Below are 24958 nucleotides of genomic sequence, written 5' to 3'. Positions count from 1 at the left end.
GTTTTAAAGAATGGTATGTTATCGAATAACACATTTATTTCCATTTATTATCCATACTAATAATAATTATTTGCCCTGTTAAGGATGTGAACGAGTTGGACAACCAGAAGCAGAAAAAACCAAAGTCTCACTTTCCATTTCGATTGAATATCCTTTTCTTCAGTGTATTTTTTCTGTTTTCCATACTGATCTTGCGTCTTGGGTTCGTACAAATTGTTTATGGGGAGAACTTCAAGAGGGATTTAGAACGGAAAGAAGCGATTACGGTCACCAATCCCGTTCCTAGAGGAAAAATGTATGACCGGCATTTGAGATTAATGGTGGATAATACCCCTAAAAGTGCCATTACCTTTACGAATGAAGGATTTAATTCACGGCAGATGCTTGAGACAGCAGAAAGATTAGCCAATCTTATAGTGAAAAATACTGATAAGGTAACAGATCGTGATAAACGTGACTATTGGATATTAAAAAATCCTGAACGTGCTAACGCCAAAATCACAAAACCTGAAAGAAACCTGTACACATCTAAAAAGCTAAGTGACAATGATTTATACCGATTAAAATTAGAGCGGATTACGAACGAAGAGCTAGCTGAAATTACCGATAAAGAACTTGAAGTGCTGGCTATTTATAAAAATTTTAACAGTGGCTATAAATTCACTTCCCAAATTGTTAAAAATGAAGGCGTAACAGACGAGGAAGTGGCTGCTGTGAGTGAGAACCTGCAATTACTCCCTGGTGTTGATACCACAACCGACTGGGAAAGGTCTTATCCATTTGATTTGACATTAAGATCTGTCCTCGGCAAAGTCACCAATTCAGAAGAAGGTCTTCCTGCAGACCAATTGGAATACTTTTTGGCAAGAGGTTACAGCCGAAATGACCGTGTAGGAAAAAGTCAGTTGGAGCTGCAATATGAGGAAGTGCTGCGCGGGCATAAATCAAAGGTTAAAAACGTGACCGATAAGGTTGGGAACATCATTGAAACCCTTCCAGTCACCGAGGGAAAAAAAGGCAAGGACTTGGTGTTAACCATTGATATGGATTTACAAAAAGCCGTAGACAAACTGGTTGAAGAGGAGCTTTGGGCTCTTAAAAAGCTGCCCGGAACAGCCTTAACAGATCGAGCCTATGTCGTGCTTATGGATCCGAATACGGGAGAAATCTTGACCATGTCCGGTAAAAAAATAGTCAAAGACCCACAAACCGGAAAGGAACAAATGGAAGATGACGCTCTTGGCACCTTTACAACTACCTATAATGTTGGATCTACCGTAAAAGGGGCAACCATCCTCACCGGTTATAAAACCGGCGCGATTTCGCCTGGTACTGTTCTGGATGATAAAGGTATCAAAATTAAAGATACACCCATAAAAAAGTCCTATGCATATCTGGGAAGATTAAACGATATTCAGGCTTTGAAAAAGTCTTCAAATGTGTATATGTTCCACACCGCTATTCGAATCGGGAAAGGAAAGTATGAATACGAAAAACCATTAACGATCACGAATAGACACGCATTCGAAGACATACGTAATCACTTTGCTGCTTTTGGTTTGGGCACCCGGACAGGTATCGATCTGCCCAATGAACAATTTGGTTATAAAGGAGCGAGCAGACTTCCCGGGCACCTTTTGGATTTATCGATTGGGCAATACGATACGTATTCAGCCATGCAGTTAGCCCAGTATATTTCTACCATAGCCAACGGCGGCTTCCGGATGAAGCCTCATGTTGTAAGAGAAATCCGCAGTACTGCCAGCACATCAGATGAACTAGGGCCAGTGGCACAGTCAATTAACCCGACCGTCTTAAACACCATTGACGTCAAGAAGGAATGGTTAAATCGAGTCAAGCTCGGCTTTAAGAAGGTCATGCAGGAGCCCGGGGGGACAGCTTACAATTCTTTCTCCGACGTAAACTACGCTCCTGCCGGAAAAACCGGAACTGCAGAAGCCTTTTATGACGGGCCATCGAGGAAAAAATTCAAAGAACCCCCACCGGTCATAAACCTAAGCCTAGTCAGCTATGCACCAAGCAACCAACCAGAAATAGCAATGGCCGTCTTAGTCCCTTGGGCCTACCAAGGAGACAACGAAAACAAAGCCAGCCTCAAAATCGGGCGACGCGTACTAGACACCTACTTCCAACTTAAAAACCGGTAAATCGGGCCAGTCCCCCATCATAGTAACGCACTAATGGACTGGGGGACTGGCCCCCACTCTAGTGACGCATTAACGCGCTGGGGTATTGCCCCCCAGGTGTTTTTTTATGTCTTCTCTGGGGTCCCAGCAATTGAATTTATAGTTGGTTTTGGTTTGGTAGCCTAGACGGGTGCAGAGGTATTGCATTTGGCCGCTTTTTCTTTGGGCCTGAAAGTTTTTGCATGTGGCGCAGCAATGGTAGTCTTTCATCTCCGATTCCTCCCCCAATTTTAAGTTTCTTAATCTATTAATTATCTATTCATAGTTTGTTCATATTCACCCTTTATGATTATATCAGGTTCCAAAAAGAACCCTTTTAACCTCCGCCCCCTTTTATATATATTGTTGGTGTACCCGGTGAAACGCCGGGGCATTTTTTTTATCAAAGGCTCTGTTAAATTTGGCTGTTGATTTCCGCTCCAGTCGCTTAAGCGTTCCCGCGGGCGTGCCGGGGAGCCTCCTCGGCGCTTAGCCGCCTGCGGGGTCTCCCCAGCCCNNNNCCCCAGCCCCGTACTCCTGCAGGAGTCGAGCGCCTTCCGCTTCAATCAACAGAGTTAAAAAATCAACATTATCGTTTAACAGAGCCTTATCAAAAATGACAGCACGTATGAGGTCATGCGTGCTGTCATAGTTGCTCTTATTGACGGAATGACTGATTTTGGTAATTTTGATACTGGAAAGCTGGATTCCCAAACGTTTGTCCCTGGTATCCAGCCATTCCCATTTGCCCTGATAATTCACGCTCTAATTGATTACACTGTGCAATCACTTCTTGGCATCGCTGGATGGCCATTTCATGCCCTTGAAGGCTTTGCTGAATGGTTTGTACCGCTATTCTTTCTTTTTGCAACATTTGCTCCAACATTTGAACATTTTGCTGTTCATTTTTTTGCATTTGCTGGTACACGCGATTGCTTTGCTGCGTTTGGTTTATTAAGGCCTGAGCCATTTGGCGGCATTGATTGATATGCGTAATCGAATGTTGTGTTTGCATGCGTATCAGTCCTCCGTTAAGGTATGTTGGGTGTAACCTGTAGGACAAACTGGGCTGAAAATCTCAACCCGAGTATAGAATGCACGAAAAAAATCATTTGCATGAGTTAAAACACTTGCCAATATATGATCAGGATAACTCCTCATATAAGAGTCAAAATAAGATAAATTGCTGTTCCCCACATAATAACGGCGGAAATCTTATTGAGAATCCCGACCATTTTTCCAGACTGATCCATCCGCCCTAAAAGGCGGCCGGCCACTGACAAACCCAAAAACCAAATCCATGAAACCAAAATACAAGCTATCATGAAAGAGTACTTGGCTGAGCCTGTATAGGATAATGAGCTCGTGCCAATTACGCCAATTGTATCCATGATTGCATGTGGATTTAATAAGGAAACCGAAGCGGCAAACGCGATCTGTTTCCGAGGGCTAAAAAACTGATTGGCTTCACCTGAAACGCTTGGTTTGCTTTTCCACGTCGTATATCCCATAAATACTAAAAATCCAATTCCAATAATCAGTATTGTTGTTTGAATCCAATTAATAGCGAAGACAACCGCAGATACTCCAAATACAGCTAAAAAGATTAGCAAAGTGTCACAGAGTGCAGCGGTTAAAACCACCGGAAGGGTGTTCAACCACCGCGGCTGGGCAGCTCCTTGATTAAAAACAAATACATTTTGCACTCCAAGCGGTAATATTAACCCAAGTGCTAGTAGAAAACCATGTATAGCAGCACTTATCATTTTCTATCTCCTTGATTCTGAATACAAACATCAAAATAGTATACTTCTCTCTCCAACTGTCAATAACATTACTAAACAGGATAGAGAGGACGAAGTTAGATGAAGGGAATCTATTATATTAATGAACGCTGCTGCCTAAACGGTCTTTCAATTGAAGAAAGCATGAACCTTCAGAAAGAATCGATCAAGCAGTATCTATCAAACCATAACATTGAAACGGTTAAACTTAATCCCTTTCAACTATACGACCATTATACGATTCTTCACGCCCTTTTATATGATTTAAAAAAAGACCCGATACGGCTCGATTGTTTTATTTATTATTCACCAGATGTGATCGAAGATTTTATCTATTCCTACCCTGCGAAATGGCTGATATTAAAAAGTTATTTTAAAGAATTCATTTCCATTGAAGCCAAATCAGATTTCCATATCCCGAAAGCACTTTAATGATGATTGTTTGTCTTGTTTTTATACCTGAATACCACAATAATCATTAAAATTATCAATGAATAAAGCCCATATAAACCAACTGACAGCCATTTATTTTCATGATAAACGGACCCAGCGTAAGACAAAATTACGATATTTGGCAGTTTTCCTATCGCTGAGGCAATAAAAAAAGGCAGCCAATGGACATAACTTAAACCACAAACCATATTTACCACAGGTGCTGGAATCACCGGAATGAGCCGGAAGGCAAGGACCGCAATAAAAGTATGCTGTTCAATTAACCTGGCATATTTATTAAGCTTATCAAATTTTTTTAATTTGTTTTGCGCGTATTCTCGGAAACCGTATCGGCTTAGAAAAAAAAACATCATGGTACCGGTCATAACACCGAACCATGAAAATAATGCTCCCTGAACAAAGCCATGTAAAGCTCCGATGGTTCCAGCTAACAACGGAAATGGGATAATAGGAAAAAACACAGAAATGGCTGTCATAAGAATACTAATCCAGATTGATAGGATACCGCCCTCGTTTAACACATGAAAAAGGGAATCCTTCATGGTATAGACAATTAGTATGATGATTGCCAAAATAGATAGACTTATCGCTCGATTAACCATTGTCCCTCCATTCACCATAACACTAGTTTTATTTTATCGAGAATGGCAGCCAAATGGACACGTTCGTTCCGGCTCCTGGTTCGCTATCAATTGTAATTCTCCCATTATGACTTTCGATAATTCGAAAACTCGTCATCAAACCCAATCCTGTTCCTTTTTCTTTAGTAGAATAGAATGGCTCTCCAAGTTTAGATAGTCGCTCTTTAGGGATACCGCAGCCATTGTCAGTAATCTCAATTAAAATTCCTGCTTGTTCCACTATAATCCTGACTTCCACTTGACCTCTCTCCCCAATCGCATCAAGAGCATTTTGAATGACATTGACAAACACTTGCTTTAAAGAATGGGGATCACCCTGGATCATCGGAATTTCAGGATTGGTATATAAATAAATATTCTTATTTTTCATTAATGCTTCGGTTTGCATGAGTTTAATGACTTGTTCCAGAAGGTTGTTCACATCAATGTATGCGGTTTTGGTGGAATGCGGCTTAGCAATCGAAAGGAATTCTGAAATGATACCTTCAACTCGCTGCAATTCATCCAAAATAATGGGTAAATATTCTGGGTTCAGCTTTTTTTCAGAATTAAACAACTGCAAAAAACCTTTAATAGGTGTTAAAGGGTTTCGTATTTCATGGGCAACGGCGGCTGCCATTTGCCCTACAACAGCCAGCTTTTCCGATTTCCTTACTTTTTCTTGTGTTTCCAAGCGAATTTGTATGTCACGGGAAACTGAGACTATTTCCCGCAATTCTCCTGTTTTTGGATGATATAGTACTTTAACCGTAGATTCAAGCCAGATGTATGTTCCATCTTTTTTCTGGCAGCGATAAGTGAATAACATGGAATTATTTTCAGAGGAAAGTTCTCTGAGTTGAAGAAAAATGGCTTTTACATCTTCTGGATGTATGATATGAAAGGGATTTTTACCGATCATATCTTCAGGTTCATAGCCAAGTACTGACTTAACAGAAGGTGAAATATACAGAAATGAAAAATCGACATCATGCAAAATAATCATATCAGAGGAATGCTCCGCTAACAGACGATAAATATTTTCCCGCTGCATCATGACATTTTCCAGCTGCCTTTTTTCAGTAATATCCAGGATTTGCCCGAGTAGAAACTCCTCTCCAGTGTAGGAGTCACAAACTCTAGAGACAGTTAGTATTCCCGTTTTGATAGAACCTGATTTATGTATATATCTTTTTTCGAGTTGATACTCATTTCTTTCGCCTTGCAATACTTCCGAGAATAGCATATCATCCAGGCACTGGTCTTCAGGATGTGAGATTGATGCCATGGACAATGAAGCCAGTTCCTCTACCGTGTAGCCTGTAAATTCACAAAATGCTGGATTATATTGTATGAAGGATAAATCACTTCTACCGATTAGCTGTGGAATTCGCGATTGGAAAAAGACCTCTTTAAATAAACTGGAATGTAACATGTCAACCTCCAAAACATTACCCTGATCAACCATCATTGATGGCAAAATTAGAACCATACCCTTAAGTATAATCCCAAACGATGATTTGATAAACAAAAATATTTTTGCAATTTTGAAAAAAGAGGTTATCCTAAAACGAGACAACCTTTATTGTGACAACCTCTTCTCCATTCTATTAAAATGCTGTTCTTGACCCTAAATAACGCGGTTTCCAATAACTATTATCCATGTCTGCAATGGCAACACCTTTTGAACCTGCCTGGATAAATTTATGATCACCGAGATAAATTCCAACGTGTGATGGCCCGGGTGCGTACGTCTCAAAAAATACTAAATCGCCGGGATTCGGGTTACTGACCTCTTTAAGCCCCGAAAATTGTGTTGCAGCTGTCCGTGGAATAGCAACACCCACCTTGTTAAATACGTAACTAGTGAATCCACTGCAATCAAAGCCAGCAGGGGTTGCCCCCCCCCATAAATATGGAGAACCGATATATTTTTTTGCCTCGTCGACAACCATTTGTGCTTTTGATACGTTAACAATTGGTGTTGAAGCATGTACTTCTGCAGCTGTGACCTTTAATACTTGGCCAACATAAACAGTGTCAGATGTTAATTGATTCATAGATTTTAACTGTGAGGTTGTTAAATGAAATTTAGCAGCTAAAACGGATAAACAATCTCCGCTTTGAACCGTATAGGTCGAACCAGCAGCTGTCTGCTCTTTACTTACCTGGATGCTATTAATCGTAAGCTTTTGTCCGATATAAATAGTATCTGTGGTTAATCCATTTGTGGTTTTAATTGTAGTAACAGTAGTGCCATATTGTTTGGCAATACCTGAAAGCGTGTCTCCTGCCTTAACAGTGTAGGTTGTAGTAGAATTAGCTGAAATGACTGCAGAAGGTTCAGAGTCATGAGTATGTGGCGCCAAAAGGGAAAGTTTTTGGTTGACATAAATCGTATCCGAGGATAAATGGTTCCATGCTTTTAAATCAGAGACCGATATTTTAGTAGTTTGCGAGATGTTCCAGAGACTGTCTCCTGATTGTACGGTATAGAGATTTTCATGCGCACTTGCGATCCCGCTAAAAGAAGTAAACAAAATGCCCGCAGCGGCAGTTGCTGTAAGTAGATGTTTCATACGTGGTAGCACTCCCTTAGATGATATACCTCTATCATAAAGGAGCTTTACAGATGGTTAAAATACCAAAGATATGGTTTACATAAGAAATCCTTACTCAATAGGAAATAAATGGACCTATTATGACAATTACTTTGCACAAAAGTTACTGATAAATACTCGGAATGATTTTGGTATGCTCCATTCACCTGTAATGTTATTGTAATAGAATTGTAACAAACCGATTGAAATGTCATTGTAACGTCTGAATGTAGAAAAATTGTAACAAACCGTCCATTCACGCTTTCTCTACCAAATTTATAATTAATCTATAGAACCTTTTAATACCGTTTTAAAAATAAATATGAATTTGGTGATGAACATGCAAGGAATTGGAAAAGGACATCCCCATGGTTTGGGCAAGACCATAAATTATGATGAAAATCCATTTATCGTTATTTGGGAAGTGACCAGAGCCTGCCAGCTGAAATGCGTTCACTGCCGGGCCGATGCCCAGCTGACGGCAGATCCGCGTGAATTAACCTATGAAGAAGGCATAAACCTTATTGATCAAATTTTTGAAATGGATAACCCGATGCTGGTATTTACTGGCGGTGATTGCATGATGCGGGAAGATCTTTACGACCTGGCTGATTATGCGATTAAAAAGGGAATGCGGGTTTCCATGACACCAAGTGCTACGCCCAACGTCACCGTCGATAAAATGAAACGGTTTAAGGAGGTAGGGCTTTCCCGCTGGGGATTCAGCCTTGATGGACCAACGCCAGAAATCCACGATTTTTTCCGAGGAACACCGGGGTCTTTCGATTTGACAGTAGAAAAGATTAAATACTTGAATGAATTAGACATGCCATTACAAATCAATACAGTAATCTCAAGGTATAACTATGACCACCTTGAAGAAATGTCGAAGCTGGTAGAAGAACTTGGTGCTGTCATGTGGTATATATTCTTGCTTGTACCGACAGGACGCGGGCAGCTGGACGCCTGCATCTCCCCTGCCGAGCACGAAAAAGTGTTCCGTTGGTTATATCAGCTCAGTAAAACAGCCCCTTACGATATTAAAACAACCGCTGCACAGCATTATCGTCGAGTAGTGTTGCAAGAAAAAATGCGCGATCAGTTAATCGAAAAAGGCGAAATTCATTATGAAGACACCATTACCACGGATTTTGCTTCGATGCATGATGGATTAAAGCGGGCGCCAAAGGGCGTGAATGATGGAAATGGGTTTGCGTTCATTTCCCATATCGGGGAGGTCATGCCAAGTGGTTTGCTCCCCATTGTCGGCGGTAACGTTCGCGAACAGCCGCTAGCTGATATTTATCGACATGCAAAGGCATTTAAGGAAATACGCCAGACTGACCACTACAAAGGCAAATGCGGTGTTTGTGAATATAATAAAATTTGCGGCGGTTCGCGTTCAAGAACCTATGCGGTGACCGGCGACTATATGGAAAGCGAGCCATTCTGCGTCTATATTCCACAAGCAATGAGGAAAAAAGAATCGGTTCCACAAGCCTAGTTTCAAAAATTAGGGACCAAGCCGAACGGGTATTTTAAAGCTGGTCCCTTTGTTATTGAACTAATCCTGTATCGGAGATTTGTACTTTGGCGTTAACCTTAAAGGTTATATTTGGATAGATCTTTTGCCATTGTTCCCAGTCATTCTTATTAAAATGGCGGGCCCGGTAACGGAGACCAAACCCTATTGGGTCCACATTGGCTTTTTGGAGTTTTACTAACAATCCTTTTAGTTCATTGCTTAGCTGTTTTTCAGCCGTGGCTTCATACTTATATAACTCCATATTGCGAATTACACGGTTTGTCTCTTCCAGCCGTCCCTTAAGCGATATATTCACCACTAGATAGGGGTGTGTACCTTTAGGTGTCATGATTTTATAGGATGTTTTCACTTTTTGTGTATCAATTGTATAGATATGTTTTCCTCTTACAACTTTTTGTGCACTCTTACTTTCCATATTTAACATAAAATTGAGCATTTTCGTTTCTTCCTGGTCGAGGACTAATTTCATTTTACTCTTGTCTCCAACACCTACCGAGTTGATCTGAAATAAATTTTTTCCATCAGGCTCAATGATTGGCATCATCGGATCTAACCCTCGCTCAATCAATCTCTTTTTAAAGTCGAATAAATACTGTGGTATGATATAAGGAGTTTCAGACCCATCTTCACCAAGTGCCAGAAACAAAGCATTTGCCGGAAGCCGTTCGGATTTTGGCATAATATGAAGGATGTGCTCTGCCGTTGGTTTTCCAACAGCTACCCAAGCGACTTCCTGGATATCCCTTCTTCTAGTAAACCAATAAAAAATCCCGCTGTTTCCACCGCTTTTAACTACCTTGTCCCCTACCAGGACAACTTTTAAATGGCTGAAATCTAATTCTCTTTCCACTTTCGTTTTAATCGTTCTGACTGCCTCTCCCATCGTATCAGCTTCAGCGGTGACAATAATGGCATCAGTAGGCTTTTCCTTGGAAGCACGGGTAATCGCCATCTTTAAACTGACCCGATACTTCTTATCGCTATGTTTGCCAGGGTCAATACCCATAGCAAGGACAAAAAATCGTTTATCAATGTCTTTATATCCGCACCCATTTAACAAAAGGACTGCAGCAAGAATAAGGATTAACCAATAACACTTTGTTGAAAGCTTCATGTGGTCTTCCTCCTGGCCCAGATATAAAATGAAACAACGAATATCGTTTCCACAACGAGCCTGACAATCATCCAATATTCGGTTATTTTATTTAACCGAATTGTATTAATTTGATATACCGAGAATATGGAAATAATAATAAACGCAGCAATTACCAGCCATTTCTTTTTCTCTGTTGCTTTTTTGCCAAACGTCCCCTTTAGCAATTCCAAAGCAGCATGCCAATGAACGGAAACACTAACCAGCGTGATGCCCATGTACAACATCAGGAATAAGAAAATGACTCGCTCTATTGGGCTATAAACAAGTCTTAAAGAATCGGCAGTAGAGATCCAAGGGAACAGGTATTCTTTTGCACCATCTGCGCCATGATAGCCAATCGGGATCATAAAAGTGGTAAACAAATTAAAAATACCTACAAAAAGGACAAAAAGATAATTCCAAATCTTCAGTTTTCCTTTTATGACACGATTGAAAATGATTAAATTGACATATCCCGAAAAAACATAAGTTGCTGCTGCAAAAGCTTTCAAGTTTGGCCATTCAAAAGTGTAAGTAGTTACTTCTAATATAGAATCCCAGCTTAATTCTTCACCTGTATAGGCTTTAAATACGATAAAACCAAGAAACGGAACACTGAAAAACAGAATGATCTCCACAAAATACATAATTCGTTCTGTCGGCATGCCGATCACAAGAAAAATGGCTGCCAAATAAATTATCAAAAGAAAAAGTCTTGGCTCTTCAGGATTGACAAACCGGCTGAGGATATCCAGAAACCCGAGCAAGGTGATCAGACCCGCTGTGAAATAGGCTAGTTGAATAAACCCCATGTGAAGGTTGCTTAACAATTTGTGCTTGGAATCCGCTAATATCTCCGGAAGGCCTTGTTCAGGAAACTTGGTAAGCGCCTTGCTGTAAAGATATGTCATTAGGATTCCATAAGGAATAGACAGAATAACGGATGCCACAGCACCATTAAAGCTATACTTAATTAAAATGGAAGGTACAAAAATAATGGCATTGATAAACATATTAATTAACACTAAATATAAAAAATACCGATTCATGCCCCCTCCCCCTAGTGATCAATTTTTTGGCTTACTTTGTAACAGGGTTAAATATGGCACACCAAAGCTGTCCAGTTTTACCATATAAGCATTGATCATCAAAAAGCCGAGTACGACCCCCACTAATCCAAAAACGGTTCCCAATGCCCAAATAAGATATTTCAAAACTCTGATGGTAAAACTGAAGGTATTAATCGGGACGACAAAATTGGTAATCGCTACAAAGGAAACGATAATGACCATGATGTTGCTCACCAGACCAGCTTCTGTTGCGGCTTGCCCTAAAATCAGACCACCAACAGTTGTGGCCGTTGGACCAATTGCTTTGGGAAGCCGGATACTTGCTTCTGTCAGTAGTTCCATCATAAACAGCATAATCAAAACCTCGATAAAAGCTGGATAGGGAACTGCTGTCCTGCTGCCAGCAATGGATAACGCTAACTGAACACGGAATACTTCAGGATTATAGGCAGTCGTAGCAACATACAAGCCAGGCAGGACAACACTTATATTAAAGCCAATATAACGCAGCATTTGCAGGAAACGGCCGACCCAATAAGTTTGGTAGATATCCTCCATCGACGACATGAAATCCTTCATTACGGTGGGAGCAATAACGGCAAACGGTGAACCGTTTACCAAAATAATTAACTTTCCGGTCGAAAGGTTTACGGAGGCCCGGTCAGGCCGCTCGGTAACCAGCATCGTCGGGAAAAACGATCGGTTGTGTTTGGTAATACTGTCAAGCAGCTGTTCTCCAGATTGAAACATTTGAATATGGACAGACTTCAGGAAATCTCTCATCTCCTCGACTGTATCGGGATCAGCAAACCGACGATCATAGAGCAACATCACGTCCGTTTTAGAAAGTGTCCCAACCGAATGCTGTTCAATCGTTAAATCAGGTACAGGATACTTCTCCCGAATAAGTCCGACATTGGTATGTAGATTTTCGGTAAATCCTGATTGTGGTCCTTGAACCGTCGTTTCCACTACTGTTCCCGAAGTATCTTTTGCTAAGTTTACTTTGCTGTCAAAAGTAAATATATCATTTTGGTAAAAGATGATTACGAAGCCTTTCAGCAAATCTTCAACTGCTTTTTGCTCATCCTTAAAGGGTGTGGATTTAGGATGCGATTGCAAAAAGGTTAAAAAATCCTGTTGATTATCCATTTCAAAAAATGGGGTCAAAAGCTTATCATGTATAATTGCTTCGTCGCTAATCGTGCTTATGTATAATATTTCCATGTATTTATCTTTTGTCCGTACTTCTTTTGCTATCAAATCCGCTGCAGGTGCTTCGATTTTGCTCAATAAATTCTTCCTAATCGACTCTACCTTCATCGTCGGCATAAGAATTCCACCCTATCTCCACTGCTTTTTCCTAATTTCCCCTTTGAGAGGAATTTTATTCTAGTGCATCAACCATACACTTTCCCTAAGGTACACGTTTTTCGGTTAATTTTTATAGGTTTCGGGCATGTTGAATTTAGATTATTACGCGAGAGGATTTAGAGAAATGCAGCCAGCAATGATAAAAATTCCATCTGTTCAATTCATATGGATCTTGCCGTTCTCATACCAGGCAACTTCCCTAAATGACTGCACCAAATTTTTAAACCATCATGGGTTTTTAAAGTTACCATCCAATCTTGGAAGAGTGAACGATGGTACCTATCCGCATTCAGGTCCTTTTTTTCTACCGATGACCAACCATTTCCTGTTTCCCGAAACCGAACAGTCAAAAGGGTTTCATGGATATGAGAAAAAACTTGATTTAATGATTAGGCAGACGATTAAGGAACGAGAAATTCCATTTCAGATCGATTCTATTGAATTTGTATTTTGTCCCTTTGAAATAGGATTTCTAACGATACGTACCCAATTAAATGATCTTCCCTTCCAGGAAAACCTAAACGCGGCCAACCAGTTTCGGGCACTGTTACAGGATAGAGGGGCTGTACATGGAATCAGGTTTAACTATGATAATAAGGAAATAACCACAACCAGCCAATTATTGGGATGTTTAGTTTTAGGGCTGCCTGAGTTCTTGCTTCATCATAAAATGAGCTATGAACCTAGCTCGTTAGTGGTGCAATCGCTATTCTGCTTCGAAAAAGAAACACCTATTGGTGAGAATGAGGTGTATTTGGCTGCAAGTTTAGGAGCCGATCTCGGGAGCAGTAAGGATTATATAACAGACTTTATAAAAAAACATAGTTATCGCCATTGGATGACTGATACTTGGCTACTATCAGATGATACTACTTTTTCTTGCTTGACCACAGGACTGCAAGAAAAAGATGAACCAATAACCATACAATTTCTTGGACCGATGTACTACGCTTTATTAATAACCATGTTTCATCGGCAAAAACTCCTACAATTGATAGAGGATTATGCAAACATTAGGTTAGATCAGGATAAGCAAAAGATTAAGCAGCTTATTTATACGATGGACTCCTTCACCTCCAATTTCTTTTTCACGGTGCAGCCTGCCGACCGAACAAGCAGGGAAATTTATCAGCTCATACAAACAGGTTTTCAGATTCAACCCTTATATAAACAAATTAAGGAAGCGCAGGTTAGCCTGTTTAATTTCGAGGAAACGTCCGCAACCAAACGTGACAGTTTTCTACTTTTGGTGTTGACGATCTATACGGTTTTTTGCGGGATTTTTAGTATGAATTTGTTTGCACATGACCTCGTGGGTAACATTCATTGGGAAAAGCTAAAGTCTTATAATCCCTTTGAATACCTTGCTGTTCTTATTGTTTTCAGCGGCTTAGTGGTAGTAACCAGCTTATTCCTGCAAAGCTTATACCAAGGAATCCGTAATAAAATAAACCAAAAAAAATGGACGAAGGAAACGGTGCTTTCCTCCAAAAAGCGTTCATAAAGAGCGGATGGTCTCTGTCATTTTTTCTGGGTTTACTTTATAGTGTAGATAAATGATTTGGAAGTAAGGGAGTACATATGATTAAAACGATTGCCATTACAAAGAATGGCGAAATTCAACAAAATGTGGAAATTGATAATCTTGTCCGTGGGGATTATAAATGGTACTGGATTGATTTTCATGAGCCATCTGAACAGGAAATTGAGAAGCTCACCGACCCGCTTGCCTTCCACCCTTTAGCCATTGAGGATTGTATTCAATTTTTACAGCGACCCAAGCTGGACTATTATGAGGATTACACTTTCTTTGTGACGCAGGCGTTAAACCAAGAGACCATTACGAAAGAGGAAATTGATTTTTTTCTAAGCAGTAATTATATTGTTACGTTTCATTTTCAGCCGTCACTTGAAATCACAGAGGTATGGAACCGAGTTAGTCAATCACCCCATATCAAAAAGTGGGACCCTGCACATGTACTGTATAATGTGCTAGACAAAATGGTGGACAATTATTTTCCACTTGTCTATAAGATTGAGGACCGGTTAAATGAAATTGACGAAAACTCTAGTGAAAGATCAATGGAAGTTTTGTTGGAGGATTTATTTGATACACGACATCAGCTCCTCTCGCTAAGACATACAGTGACGCCCATGCGGGACCTAATATATCGAATTTTAAATTCCCAACGAATGACAGAAATTCAGGGGAAGCTGGTCTATTTCTCAGATATTCATGACCATTTGTTAAAGCTCACAGAAATGATAGAGGCCAGCCGCGAGCTAACTACTGATATCCGTGACAGCTATATTTCGATAAATTCCAATCAAACCAATCATGTCATGAAGGTTCTGACGGTTATTACTACCATCTTCATGCCGCTCACATTTATAGCTGGAATCTATGGCATGAATTTTCACAGCATGCCCGAATTAACCTGGAAGTACGGATATTTTGGCATTCTCTTCATAATGTTCCTTATTGGGGCTGGCATGTCATGGTGGTTTAAGAAGAAAGGTTGGTTCAAATAAAAGAGCGGAAGCACTGTTATGCTTCCGCCTTTATTTTTGCCAGTTTTCGTACCTTACGGTTCCACCCGTTAAATCCATGGTATTCTGCTCGCCCTTATAATACATTTTGCCATTCTTTTCAACGATTAAATTTTCATAGGTATACACCTCTTGACCGTTTGGCAATTGTATCACCACTTTATCCCCCAATTTCTCTTCTGGTGCATCTATCCTTATTGTGGTCTGATAATAATAACGCACTGTGAAGAAGGCCATTGCTAGAATAATTCCTCCTATTAGAATCAAAATGAAGCCTTTCCAAGAGAATGGCTTTGTATGTTTTCGATGTAGTTCAACCCTAGTCAACTTTCTCATCACCCTTTTATTTTAACTACTTTTTGATTATTTCCATTTATGTCCACTTTTCTTTTAGCTCATCCTTCGAAAAAAAAATTCAACACTAGTAACCTATGCGCCACATCTGTAAATATTGCTGTTTAGATATATAATAAAAAAGAATTCTTAATAAGAAAGGGGATAGAAAATTGACCCATATCGATGACACGATGAAATTATTGGCTGAATTAGTTTCGATTCCAAGTCCAACAGGAAATACATCCAAAGTCATATCGTTTGTGGAGAAATTCCTTACAGATGCTGGGGTGGAAACAAGAAGGAACAGAAAGGGAGGGTTAATTGCTACCATTCCTGGTAAAGATTCCAGCCAGCACCGGATGCTGACCGCACATGTAGACACCCTTGGTGCGATGGTCAAGGAAATTAAGCCGAGCGGAAGACTAAAGATTGACTTGATTGGCGGATTTAAGTATAACTCGATTGAAGGGGAATACTGCCAAATTCAAACAAATAGCGGGAAAGTTTATACAGGAACCATTTTGATGCATCAAACCTCCGTGCATGTTTATAAAAATGCTGGTAAAGCAGAGCGGAATCAAGAGAATATGGAAGTCCGGATTGATGAAAAGGTACATAGTGCAGAAGAGGTTCGCTCCCTTGGCATTGAGGTCGGTGACTTTGTTTCATTTGACCCGCGGGTGGAGCTTACCAAAAGTGGATATATTAAATCCAGACACTTGGATGATAAAGCAAGTGTTGCCATTCTTTTGCAATTAATCAAACAAATTAATACAGAGAATATCACCCTTCCCTATACGACTCATTTTCTAATCTCAAATAATGAAGAGATTGGATATGGAGGAAATTCCAATATTACCCCAGAAACGGTCGAATATTTAGCAGTCGACATGGGCGCAATGGGTGATGGGCAATCAACCGACGAATATACGGTTTCCATCTGTGTGAAGGATGCAAGCGGGCCTTACCATTACGGACTGAGAAAACATTTAGTAAATTTAGCGGAATCCAATCAAATCCAATATAAATTAGATATTTACCCCTACTATGGGTCCGATGCATCAGCTGCGATCAAGTCGGGACATGATATTGTTCATGGATTGATTGGACCGGGAATCGACTCATCACATGCATTTGAGCGAACCCATCGGGAATCGATTGAACAGACAGCAAAGCTATTATTTCATTATGTTCAATCTGTATTTGCACAATAAAATCAAGTACCAACATGCCTTCCATGTTTTACGTGGCATCCACTAGTATCCAACCTTCAAAGGAGTTATAATAAGCTTGACTGATCACTTTTTCACTAGGAGATGAAAATATGTTTTCTAATATCGGCGTTCCGGGTATGATCTTAATCCTAGTACTTGCCTTAATCGTCTTTGGACCAAACAAACTCCCAGAAGCAGGCCGTGCCGTGGGAAGGTCTATACGGGAATTTAAAAATGCTGCCCAAGGAATTACAGATGATATAAAAAAGGAAATATCGGAGGATGTCCAAGAGGCTAAACAAACCACTGTTGACCTAAAAAAATAACAAATGAAAAAGCAAGTTGAATCACATTCAGCTTGCTTTTTTCGGTAAAGGCTGTAGCAGACACTATCTTCTAGTTTTTTCTGCTAAGCTTTGGAACTGATTCATTAATTTTTTTCTAGATTTTTCATTACGGAGTAAATAAGCTGCACCCAAAGCAGCAGTTGTCATCAACATTGCTCTTCTGACCATGGTATATCTCCTCCCTTTTGCAAGTTGTCAGTTCAACTTTTCCTTTAAGAGTTGGTTATGTTCCTTGTATTGGACCAACAACTGGTTCAGTATAACAACTACCTGTTCGCTATCCTGTTTTTCTACGGCTTGCCGCAGGTCATGGAATGACTTCCATTCTTCTTTACCTTTTCCACCATGCAATTGTTTTATGAATTCTTCTTTTGTGATTTTCCCTGCCTCTAGTTGTTTCCGGAGTTCCTTCATTTTTGCCATTTTTTCTGCTTTCCATTTTTCCCGCTTAGGAGCATTTTCTGGGCTCAACCATTGATTACGAAGCTGTTTCCTTTCTTCTATAACCTTTGTCCATTCCTGTTTTTTGTCCGGTGTATATTGGGCAACCCAAGCTAGTAGCTTTTTTTCTCTTTCGGCCTGTTCTGCCTGCCAATCCTTATGCATGACCCGGTGATGGTCTCTATGCTCCTCACTGCAATTCAAACATGGCTTTTCCTTTACAGCCTCATTGCCCGAACCTTCGGCGCCAGCAACTCCAGGTAACGATATTAGTAAACACATTACCAACAATAAACTCTTCATTCTTTTTTCTCCCTTCACTATTTTAGATTTTCCAACTACATTTGGATCATTTTTTTAAACGAATATATCATTCCCTTTTTTTGTAAAATAATTTACCAAATTGACATAAATTTCGACCGATATACCTTGAGATTTTTGCAAAAGTATCGTAATCTAATTGTAGTAAATATATGTGAAGTGTTTCACAATAAAAATCTACTAACGTTTTATTTTTTTAATATTTATTGTGAAATGTTTCACAAAAAAACACAAAAAATTACCTGGGGGCAGGAGTGGTTAGCATGTCAAAACCAAATATCGTTATTTTAGGTGGCGGTTACGGAGGAATGATTACAAGCAAGCGTCTTGAAAAGTTCTTAAAATCCGGGGAAGCCAATATCACTGTTATTAATAAGCACGATTATCATTACTTAACAACACAACTGCATAAAATCGGAGCAGCTACTGCTACAGATCGGCAGATTGCTCTTTCCATACCTGAATTAATTAATCCGGAAAAAACGAATTTCATAAAAGCTGAAGTCGATACGGTTGACACCAGCAAACAGGAGGTTTGTTTGGTTGGGGGCGAAAGGGTCCCATATGATTATTTGGTCATCGCTTTAGGATTTGAGGTTGAAACCTTTGGAATTCCGGGCATTAAAGAGCATGCGTTTGAAATACGCAGCTTTAGAAGTTCGAAAGCAATCTATCATCACATCATGAAACAGTTCAATTTGTACAAACAGGACCAAGACCTCTCACGCTTGACATTTGTCGTGGCCGGCGGCGGTTTTACTGGAATTGAAATGGTCGGGGAATTGGTTGATGCCTTACCAAAATTATGTAAAGAACATGGTGTTCCATTTGAAAAGGTCAAGATTGTGGCAGTTGAAGCGGCACCATCCGTGATCCCATTTTTTCCCAAACAATCAGTTGAATATACGACACAGTTTTTTGAAAAACACAATGTAGAATTAATTACTTCTAGGAAGATTTTAGAGTGCACACCGGAAGAAATCCGTCTGGAAAATGGAGCGGTTATTCCTACCCGTACTGTGGTTTGGTCTTGTGGAGTAAAAGGAAACACCATTGTAAAAAAATTTAGTCTTCCGATTGAAAGAGGGAAAGTACCAGTCGATTCTTATTTAAGAGTGAAAAACATGAAAAACATATTTAGTATCGGCGACAATGCTTTATTTATGAAAAATGAAAAATCCGCCTTGCCTCCAACCGCGCAAGTAGCACTGCAGCAGGCACCCGTTTGTGCCAAAAACATCGTCGCCGCCATTCGCGGTGAGGCTTTAACACAGTTTGAGTACCATCATAAAGGTTCCGTCGCCTCTCTCGGCACATGGGCAGCAGTTGGTCTAGTGGGCAGTGTCCGCCTATCCGGATTAATTGGCGCCTTTATGAAACAGGTTATTGAGGCCCGATACCTATTCATGCTTGGCGGCCCAGCTCTTATTATCAGGCAGCACTTAGGGGTCAGCCATGAACCAGTTAAAATTACCGTAAAACAATAGGCATTCTTTACCTGTTTTCCCACAGGCAGCAGGAGTCCTTGCTGTTTGATTAATGAATAGAACCAACCCAATTTAATTGCCTTATCATTCCCCTCTTTAAGGCAAAAAGCCCATTCCAATTTGGAATGGGCTCTTTTTGGTTGATTGTTGTTGTATAGTAACTAGTACACATCTTTTTTAGTAAATACGATAAACGATACAGCCATTGCCGCAGCCCACCAAATAAATAGAACCAACAGGGAAAATGAGAGTGTCATGCCTTCGATCGGCGGGGGGCTTCCTTGCATATAATCGGTTAACCGCAAGTTTACCATAAAAAAGTATTTTGCTGACTCCCACGAAGACACCATATTGCTCAAGATCGCTCCTGAAATAAGCGCTGCTAGCATCACGCCCATGCCTGCCGCTGTACTATTAATTAGTACTGAGAGCATGAAAGACAATGTTCCCACGACAAGTGCCACAAACCATACAAGTCCAAAATCCATTAACAAAAACTTCCAAAGACTTAAAAGTTTCACATCAGTTGTGTTTAGTCCCGTATCCGTGACATTAAACCCTGTTAAAATCGGGGCTTCCCAGCCTTTGTAGCCAAACACCACACCCGATATTAAAAAAGACAGTATACCAGCAATGGCAACAATCAGCGAGATGGCAAGACATAAGGTGATATATTTACTCATTAATACTTTCCATCGCTTGACCGGTCTGGTTAACAACAGCTTGACCGTTCCCATGCTATGTTCCGATGACACAAGGTCGCTTGCGATAACCATCACCATCAGGGGAATAAATAAATCAATTGAATTCTCCAAAAAGATCCTCATAAACGTAGGAGCACCAGGTTCAGCAGGATTAATATCGTGATCCAAATAATATTGTTTCTGCTGCAGGGAGATTTGTAGCTGCTGCCTCCATTCATCGGATAACCGGTTGCTGCTCAACCGGTTTGTTGTATCGACAATTTGCTGCTGAAGAATCGTCCGCCAATCATTTGTCCCCAATTTTTCACGCTCTCTCTGCACTTCCTTATATTGTGCATATGTAAACAGGACGACCAACACGCCTATAATTAGAGCAATCACTACGAGGCGTTTCTTGGCGATTAGCTTCATCATTTCATTTTGAATCAGTTTATTCAATGGTTTCCCCTCCTGTCAACTCGAGGAACAAGTCTTCAAGAACCGGCATTTTCCGGTTCATCTCCAAGACGGAAACACCCGCTTCTACCAACATCCTGTTCCATTCTGGAGTCTTTTGTTCATTAAACTCCGTTAGAACTATTTGATTGTCCGCATCCTCAATCGGGGTTAATGCCGCTAATAAATCCCTGCCCTTCTCAAAAGGAGACAGCCGCCATGCAACGCGCTCGCGGTTGGATAAGAGTTTTTCCACTGTGTCCGTCCGGATAATCGACCCTTTGGCAATAATCGCCACCCGGTCACACAAAAGCTGGATTTCGCTTAATAAATGGCTTGAAACCAAAACACTCAAACCTTCTTCTTCCGCAAGGAAACGGATAAATTCCCGCATCTCCCTAATTCCAGCAGGGTCCAAGCCGTTGGTCGGCTCATCAAGTATTAATACTTTGGGACTGCCAAGCAGGGCTTGGGCAATTCCGAGGCGCTGACGCATACCAAGAGAATAGGTCTTCACCTTATCGTGAATTCTCTCTGTTAACCCAACGAGCTTGGTTACTTCTTTAATTCGTTCGTCTCCAACGCTTGGCAGCATTCTGGCAAAATGCAGCAGGTTATTGTAGCCTGATAAGAACGGGTATAACTCTGGATTCTCTACAATACACCCAAGACATCCCAATGCCTTCTGAAAATCCTCCTCTATATTGGTACCGCAGATTTCAATGCTGCCCGATGTAGGTTTAATTAACCCGACAAGCATCCGAATGGTAGTCGTTTTACCGGCACCGTTTGGCCCGAGAAAGCCGAACACTTCCCCTTCCCGCAAGTCAAAGGTTAACCCTTTAATAATTTCCCTTCTGCCAATGACTTTTCTCAAATCCTTCACTGCTAAAGTAATGTCTTTCTCCATGAATCCGCTCTCCTTACCAGGTAACCAATGAGGCCACTCGTTCTGCAATTAGGCGATACCCTTTTGTATTCGGATGAAACTTGTCAGTATACAAATAATCATTCACATTTAGTTCAAACAAATCAAATGTAGGAACGAACACCACTTTCGGAAAACCTGCACTTACCTCGGCACTGTCATAATTCCAGTGGCGGACAATCTTGGACATCTCTTTCCCCTGGTCCATCTCGATAAAAGGGTTATATAATCCAACGAAAAAGACGGTCGCCTCCTGATTATTTTTGCGAATTTGCTGAAGGATGAAATTCAGGTTGTCCAAGTATTTTTTCTCAATTGCCGTAATATTGTCACTATCAAAATCCATCAAACCCTGGCCGCCACGAAACAAATCGTTTCCGCCGATGGTCACTAAGACTATATCGGCCTTTTGAATCTGCCGGCCCACCTCACTTTGCTGTACCTGCTGTCTTAATTGGTCCGAGGTTTGTCCATTAATCCCGAGATTGGTTAACTGGACGGTCTGTTTCGTTTTTTCCTTCAATTCATCCACCAAAACGCCTACATATCCCTTACCAGTCTCGTCCCCCGTGCCTCTAGTCAGCGAGTCCCCTATTGCGGTAATTGTAAGTCCCTTTTTATTATCAACTGCTTTATCCTGGGGACTGGTTTGAGGGGGTGACTCCGGTTTCCCGGCATAATAATTCCCGACAGCCCAGCCAAGGCCCCCCAACCATAGGAGGAAAAATACCACACCAATGATTGTTACCAAGCGAACATAATTCTTGCTCAAGAATACTCTTCCTTTCCGAAGTTCTAACCTTTTCTATTATTTAATCACAGATTGCTATGGTTTCAAACTTTCAACGCACGTGTTTGAAAAATTTTACATAGTTATTTTTTATTGTTCAATTTCTCGACAAAAAAACCGATTCCTTATTAATGGAATCGGTTTAGGTTGACTGTTTATTCGTCTAAATTGCCTTTTGGTCCAAAGAATTCAAAATGAATTCGGTCTTCATTCACTCCTAATTCCTTTAAGGAACGGTTCATCGCTTTCATAAATGGCACTGGCCCGCAGAAGTAAAATTCAGCTTCATTTACAGAAAGGTTATTTTGCAGCCATTCTTTTGTTACATAGCCTTCTATATCATAAGATTGGTTCTTACGGTCTTCCTCTGTAGGTGAATCATAAAAGACATAAGATTTTACATTGTTCAGTATTGTTAATTCCTCTACCTCACCTCTAAGAGCATGGACCTTGCTATTGGCAGCTGCATGGATAAAGGTAACCTCTCGGGTTGGCTGTAGGTTTACCACTGTTTTTAGCATACTCATCATTGGAGTTAATCCAACACCGCCGCTAAGAAGTACAAGTGGTGAAGTCTTTTCCGTATCCAGGACAAAGTCTCCAGCTGGTGCACTTACGTTTAAGGTATCTCCTTCGTTAATGTGTTCATGGAGATAATTAGAGACCACTCCGTCTGGATTTTGTGTGCCTGCTTCTTTCTTGACACTAATTCGATAATGATTTTTTCCAGACGCATCAGATAAACTATATTGACGTATATGAGTGAATTTTTCTTCTGGGATTTCCAATTTAATACTTATGTATTGGCCTGGTTTAAACCCAGCAATTTCTTTTTGATCCACAGGTTTTAAATAAAATGAAGTAATAACCTCACTTTCCTTCACTTTGCGGTCCACTACGAAGCTTCGGAATCCTTCCCATCCTCCTGGCTGATTCTTAGCTTCATCATACATTTCTGCTTCCAAACTGATAAATACATCGGCAATTAAGCCATAAGCTTGCTCCCAAGCTTGGATGATTTCATCAGTTGCTGCTTCTCCTAAAACTTCCTTAATCGCCATTAACAAGTATTTTCCAACAATTGGATAATGTTCAGGTTTAATCCCTAAACTTCTATGCTTGTGATTAATCTGTTGAACAACAGGAATGATCACTTCCAGATTATCGATATATTTAGCTGCAGCATAAACAGCCCCAGCAAGTGCCCGTTGCTGTCTGCCTTGTTTTTGGTTGACATGATTAAAGATATTCAATAATTCAGGATGATTACTGAACATGAGTTGGTAGAACTTTGTCGTAATTGCTTCACCGTGTTTTTCCAATACAGGGACAGTTGATTTAATAATTTCTATTGTTTTTTGATCTAGCATTTTAAATCCTCCTTGCGTTTTCACTATAAAGACAGTGTTATTATACGACTGAAAACACAAGCATTAAGTGATTTTAATCACACCTAGAATTATTTAGCAAAAAAATTTTTTATAAACATGACAAATATAACTAGTATCATAGCTATTATTTTAGTAATTTAAACCTAATGAAAATACTTTTTTAAGAAAACGTTTTGCAAACCAATAAACAGGTTTCCTACCGGAGGAATAGATAGTATGGTAAAAGCTAAGATTGCATGGATCACCGATACAACCGCGTCTCTCAGTAAAGAGTTTATTGAAGACCATCAAATACATGTCATTCCCTTGCACGTGGTGATTAACGATGAATTTTACAAAGAAACAGTCGATATAACTGAAAAGCAATTTTATGAACGAATGCAAAATGAAGATGGCAAGTTTCAATCCTCTCAACCGTCCATTAATGATTTTGTTGAACTTTATCGGAAGTTAAAAGAGGAGTATGATTTTGGTATCGCGATCCATGCTTCTAGCACTTTAACAGGAACCTATCAATCATCTGTTATGGCAGCAGAAATGGTAGATTTTAAATTGTTTGCCATTGATTCTCGAACAGGTTCTTATCCGCTTTCTTTTATGATTAAAAGAGGGATAGAATTGGCTGAATCGGGGCGGGATATTACGGAGGTCGTTACCCACCTAAATGCCCTGCGTGACCATACACGATTGTATCTAGTTCCATCTAATCTAGATCAAATGCACAAGAGCGGCCGGGTATCCGGAAGTCAAAAGATTTTAGCATCTTTATTTAATATCAAACCCATCTTGGCGATTGAAGAAGGTGCCGCCCAGATTAAGGAAAAGGTCCGGACTGAAAAAAAGGTTTCATCATGGTTGATTAATCAATTGAAGGAAGATGCAGCGGTCAAAACCATAAACAAAGTGGCGGTCCTTCATGCTAATAACGATCCTAAGGCAACAGAACTTGAAAGATTAGTGAAAGAAGCTTTTCCGAATATAGAAACAGAAGTTTTGATGCTCATAACCGTTGCAGGTGTGCATACAGGTGTTGGAACAATCGGGCTATCCTGGGTTTGTGAATAAGAAAAAGGACTGAATATGTTCAGTCCTCAGATTGTCGAGAAAGGTTATTTTTCTCGGCAATTTTTCATTTTACTTGAATTAAAATATGATTTTTAGAATTGATTATCGCCTGCAATGGGGCCTATTGATTTCCGCTCCAGGTGCTTCGCTTTCCGCGGGCGTGCCGGGGAGCCTCCTCGGC

Annotated in this window: 24 protein-coding genes; 9 read left to right on the top strand and 15 right to left on the bottom strand. The window is 40.3% G+C overall.

Annotation, left to right across the window (positions count from 1 at the left end; all coding sequences use genetic code 11):
• Positions 1–95: 95 nt before the first annotated feature.
• Positions 96–2168: a peptidoglycan D,D-transpeptidase FtsI family protein gene (locus tag BN2425_RS21085; RefSeq protein ID WP_042463845.1), complete on the top strand. Its 2073-nt coding sequence runs from the start codon at positions 96–98 to the stop codon at positions 2166–2168.
• A gap of 676 nt (positions 2169–2844) precedes the next feature.
• Here BN2425_RS21085 and BN2425_RS21075 read toward each other — a convergent pair.
• Both BN2425_RS21075 and BN2425_RS21070 read right to left on the bottom strand, forming a co-directional pair.
• Entirely contained in the window at positions 2845–3201 is a 357-nt protein-coding gene (locus BN2425_RS21075; protein ID WP_074433107.1) for a hypothetical protein, read from the bottom strand.
• A gap of 142 nt (positions 3202–3343) precedes the next feature.
• Entirely contained in the window at positions 3344–3952 is a 609-nt protein-coding gene (locus BN2425_RS21070) for a LysE/ArgO family amino acid transporter (RefSeq protein ID WP_042463840.1), read from the bottom strand.
• A gap of 99 nt (positions 3953–4051) precedes the next feature.
• Here BN2425_RS21070 and BN2425_RS21065 point away from each other — a divergent pair, with 99 nt between their 5' ends.
• A complete protein-coding gene (locus BN2425_RS21065) occupies positions 4052–4402 on the top strand; it encodes a hypothetical protein (protein WP_042463838.1) in 351 nt (116 codons plus the stop codon).
• On the opposite strand, the gene BN2425_RS21060 is transcribed toward BN2425_RS21065, so the two are convergent.
• From BN2425_RS21060 to BN2425_RS21050, 3 genes are all read right to left on the bottom strand, one after another.
• Positions 4399–5025 carry a TVP38/TMEM64 family protein gene (locus tag BN2425_RS21060; protein ID WP_042463836.1) on the bottom strand — a complete coding sequence of 209 codons (627 nt, stop codon included), beginning with the start codon at positions 5023–5025 and terminating at the stop codon, positions 4399–4401. The two genes, BN2425_RS21065 and BN2425_RS21060, sit on opposite strands and share 4 nt — an antisense overlap.
• Positions 5026–5053: 28 nt before the next feature.
• Complete coding sequence (locus tag BN2425_RS21055; RefSeq protein WP_052352984.1) at positions 5054–6478, bottom strand: PAS domain S-box protein; 1425 nt, start codon at positions 6476–6478, stop codon at positions 5054–5056.
• 175 nt (positions 6479–6653) lie between these two features.
• Positions 6654–7622 carry a C40 family peptidase gene (locus BN2425_RS21050; RefSeq protein ID WP_042463834.1) on the bottom strand — a complete coding sequence of 323 codons (969 nt, stop codon included), beginning with the start codon at positions 7620–7622 and terminating at the stop codon, positions 6654–6656.
• A 361-nt stretch (positions 7623–7983) separates the two neighbouring features.
• On the opposite strand from BN2425_RS21050, the gene BN2425_RS21045 reads away from it, so the two are divergent.
• A complete protein-coding gene (locus BN2425_RS21045; protein WP_235714709.1) occupies positions 7984–9147 on the top strand; it encodes a TIGR04053 family radical SAM/SPASM domain-containing protein in 1164 nt (387 codons plus the stop codon).
• A gap of 52 nt (positions 9148–9199) precedes the next feature.
• On the opposite strand, the gene BN2425_RS21040 is transcribed toward BN2425_RS21045, so the two are convergent.
• The 3 genes from BN2425_RS21040 to BN2425_RS21030 are packed head-to-tail and all read right to left on the bottom strand — an operon-like array spanning position 9200 to position 12726.
• Entirely contained in the window at positions 9200–10303 is a 1104-nt protein-coding gene (locus BN2425_RS21040) for a Ger(x)C family spore germination protein (protein WP_042463830.1), read from the bottom strand.
• The gene (locus tag BN2425_RS21035; protein ID WP_042463829.1) at positions 10300–11373 is read right to left on the bottom strand and encodes a GerAB/ArcD/ProY family transporter; all 1074 of its coding nucleotides are present in this window, start codon (positions 11371–11373) and stop codon (positions 10300–10302) included. Before BN2425_RS21035 ends, BN2425_RS21040 begins: the two co-directional genes overlap by 4 nt.
• 18 nt (positions 11374–11391) lie before the next feature.
• A complete protein-coding gene (locus BN2425_RS21030) occupies positions 11392–12726 on the bottom strand; it encodes a spore germination protein (RefSeq protein WP_042463827.1) in 1335 nt (444 codons plus the stop codon).
• A gap of 166 nt (positions 12727–12892) precedes the next feature.
• Here BN2425_RS21030 and BN2425_RS21025 point away from each other — a divergent pair, with 166 nt between their 5' ends.
• On the top strand, positions 12893–14272 hold the full coding sequence (locus tag BN2425_RS21025) for a hypothetical protein (protein ID WP_042463825.1): 1380 nt from the start codon (positions 12893–12895) through the stop codon (positions 14270–14272).
• A 77-nt stretch (positions 14273–14349) separates the two neighbouring features.
• A complete protein-coding gene (gene corA / locus BN2425_RS21020; RefSeq protein WP_042463823.1) occupies positions 14350–15300 on the top strand; it encodes a magnesium/cobalt transporter CorA in 951 nt (316 codons plus the stop codon).
• Positions 15301–15330: 30 nt separating this feature from the next.
• On the opposite strand, the gene BN2425_RS21015 is transcribed toward corA, so the two are convergent.
• A complete protein-coding gene (locus BN2425_RS21015; RefSeq protein WP_042463821.1) occupies positions 15331–15645 on the bottom strand; it encodes a hypothetical protein in 315 nt (104 codons plus the stop codon).
• A gap of 200 nt (positions 15646–15845) precedes the next feature.
• On the opposite strand from BN2425_RS21015, the gene BN2425_RS21010 reads away from it, so the two are divergent.
• Positions 15846–16868, top strand: coding sequence for a M42 family metallopeptidase (locus tag BN2425_RS21010; RefSeq protein WP_042463914.1), 1023 nt, complete (start codon positions 15846–15848; stop codon positions 16866–16868).
• A gap of 110 nt (positions 16869–16978) precedes the next feature.
• Positions 16979–17194, top strand: coding sequence for a twin-arginine translocase TatA/TatE family subunit (locus BN2425_RS21005; protein ID WP_042463819.1), 216 nt, complete (start codon positions 16979–16981; stop codon positions 17192–17194).
• 63 nt (positions 17195–17257) lie between these two features.
• Here BN2425_RS21005 and BN2425_RS23410 read toward each other — a convergent pair whose 3' ends face one another.
• Complete coding sequence (locus tag BN2425_RS23410; RefSeq protein WP_264757828.1) at positions 17258–17383, bottom strand: hypothetical protein; 126 nt, start codon at positions 17381–17383, stop codon at positions 17258–17260.
• A gap of 27 nt (positions 17384–17410) precedes the next feature.
• Complete coding sequence (locus BN2425_RS21000) at positions 17411–17959, bottom strand: hypothetical protein (protein WP_052352983.1); 549 nt, start codon at positions 17957–17959, stop codon at positions 17411–17413.
• Positions 17960–18240: 281 nt separating this feature from the next.
• Between BN2425_RS21000 and BN2425_RS20995 the strand changes: the two genes are divergently transcribed.
• Complete coding sequence (locus tag BN2425_RS20995) at positions 18241–19464, top strand: NAD(P)/FAD-dependent oxidoreductase (RefSeq protein WP_042463817.1); 1224 nt, start codon at positions 18241–18243, stop codon at positions 19462–19464.
• Positions 19465–19625: 161 nt separating this feature from the next.
• On the opposite strand, the gene BN2425_RS20990 is transcribed toward BN2425_RS20995, so the two are convergent.
• From BN2425_RS20990 to hmpA, 4 genes are all read right to left on the bottom strand, one after another.
• Positions 19626–20606, bottom strand: a complete 981-nt coding sequence (locus tag BN2425_RS20990; RefSeq protein WP_042463815.1) for an ABC transporter permease — start codon at positions 20604–20606, stop codon at positions 19626–19628.
• Positions 20599–21513: an ABC transporter ATP-binding protein gene (locus tag BN2425_RS20985; protein ID WP_042463813.1), complete on the bottom strand. Its 915-nt coding sequence runs from the start codon at positions 21511–21513 to the stop codon at positions 20599–20601. Before BN2425_RS20985 ends, BN2425_RS20990 begins: the two co-directional genes overlap by 8 nt.
• A 13-nt stretch (positions 21514–21526) precedes the next feature.
• Entirely contained in the window at positions 21527–22303 is a 777-nt protein-coding gene (locus BN2425_RS20980; protein ID WP_042463811.1) for an SGNH/GDSL hydrolase family protein, read from the bottom strand.
• 173 nt (positions 22304–22476) lie between these two features.
• Positions 22477–23691 (bottom strand): NO-inducible flavohemoprotein, encoded by a 1215-nt coding sequence (gene hmpA, locus BN2425_RS20975; protein ID WP_042463809.1) that lies wholly within the window; start codon positions 23689–23691, stop codon positions 22477–22479.
• A 237-nt stretch (positions 23692–23928) separates the two neighbouring features.
• Here hmpA and BN2425_RS20970 point away from each other — a divergent pair, with 237 nt between their 5' ends.
• A complete protein-coding gene (locus BN2425_RS20970; protein WP_042463807.1) occupies positions 23929–24777 on the top strand; it encodes a DegV family protein in 849 nt (282 codons plus the stop codon).
• Positions 24778–24958: the final 181 nt, after the last annotated feature.

Source organism: Neobacillus dielmonensis, from assembly GCF_000612665.1.
Lineage (GTDB): Bacteria > Bacillota > Bacilli > Bacillales > Cytobacillaceae > Neobacillus > Neobacillus dielmonensis.
This window is presented reverse-complemented; position numbering and strand designations above follow the sequence as displayed.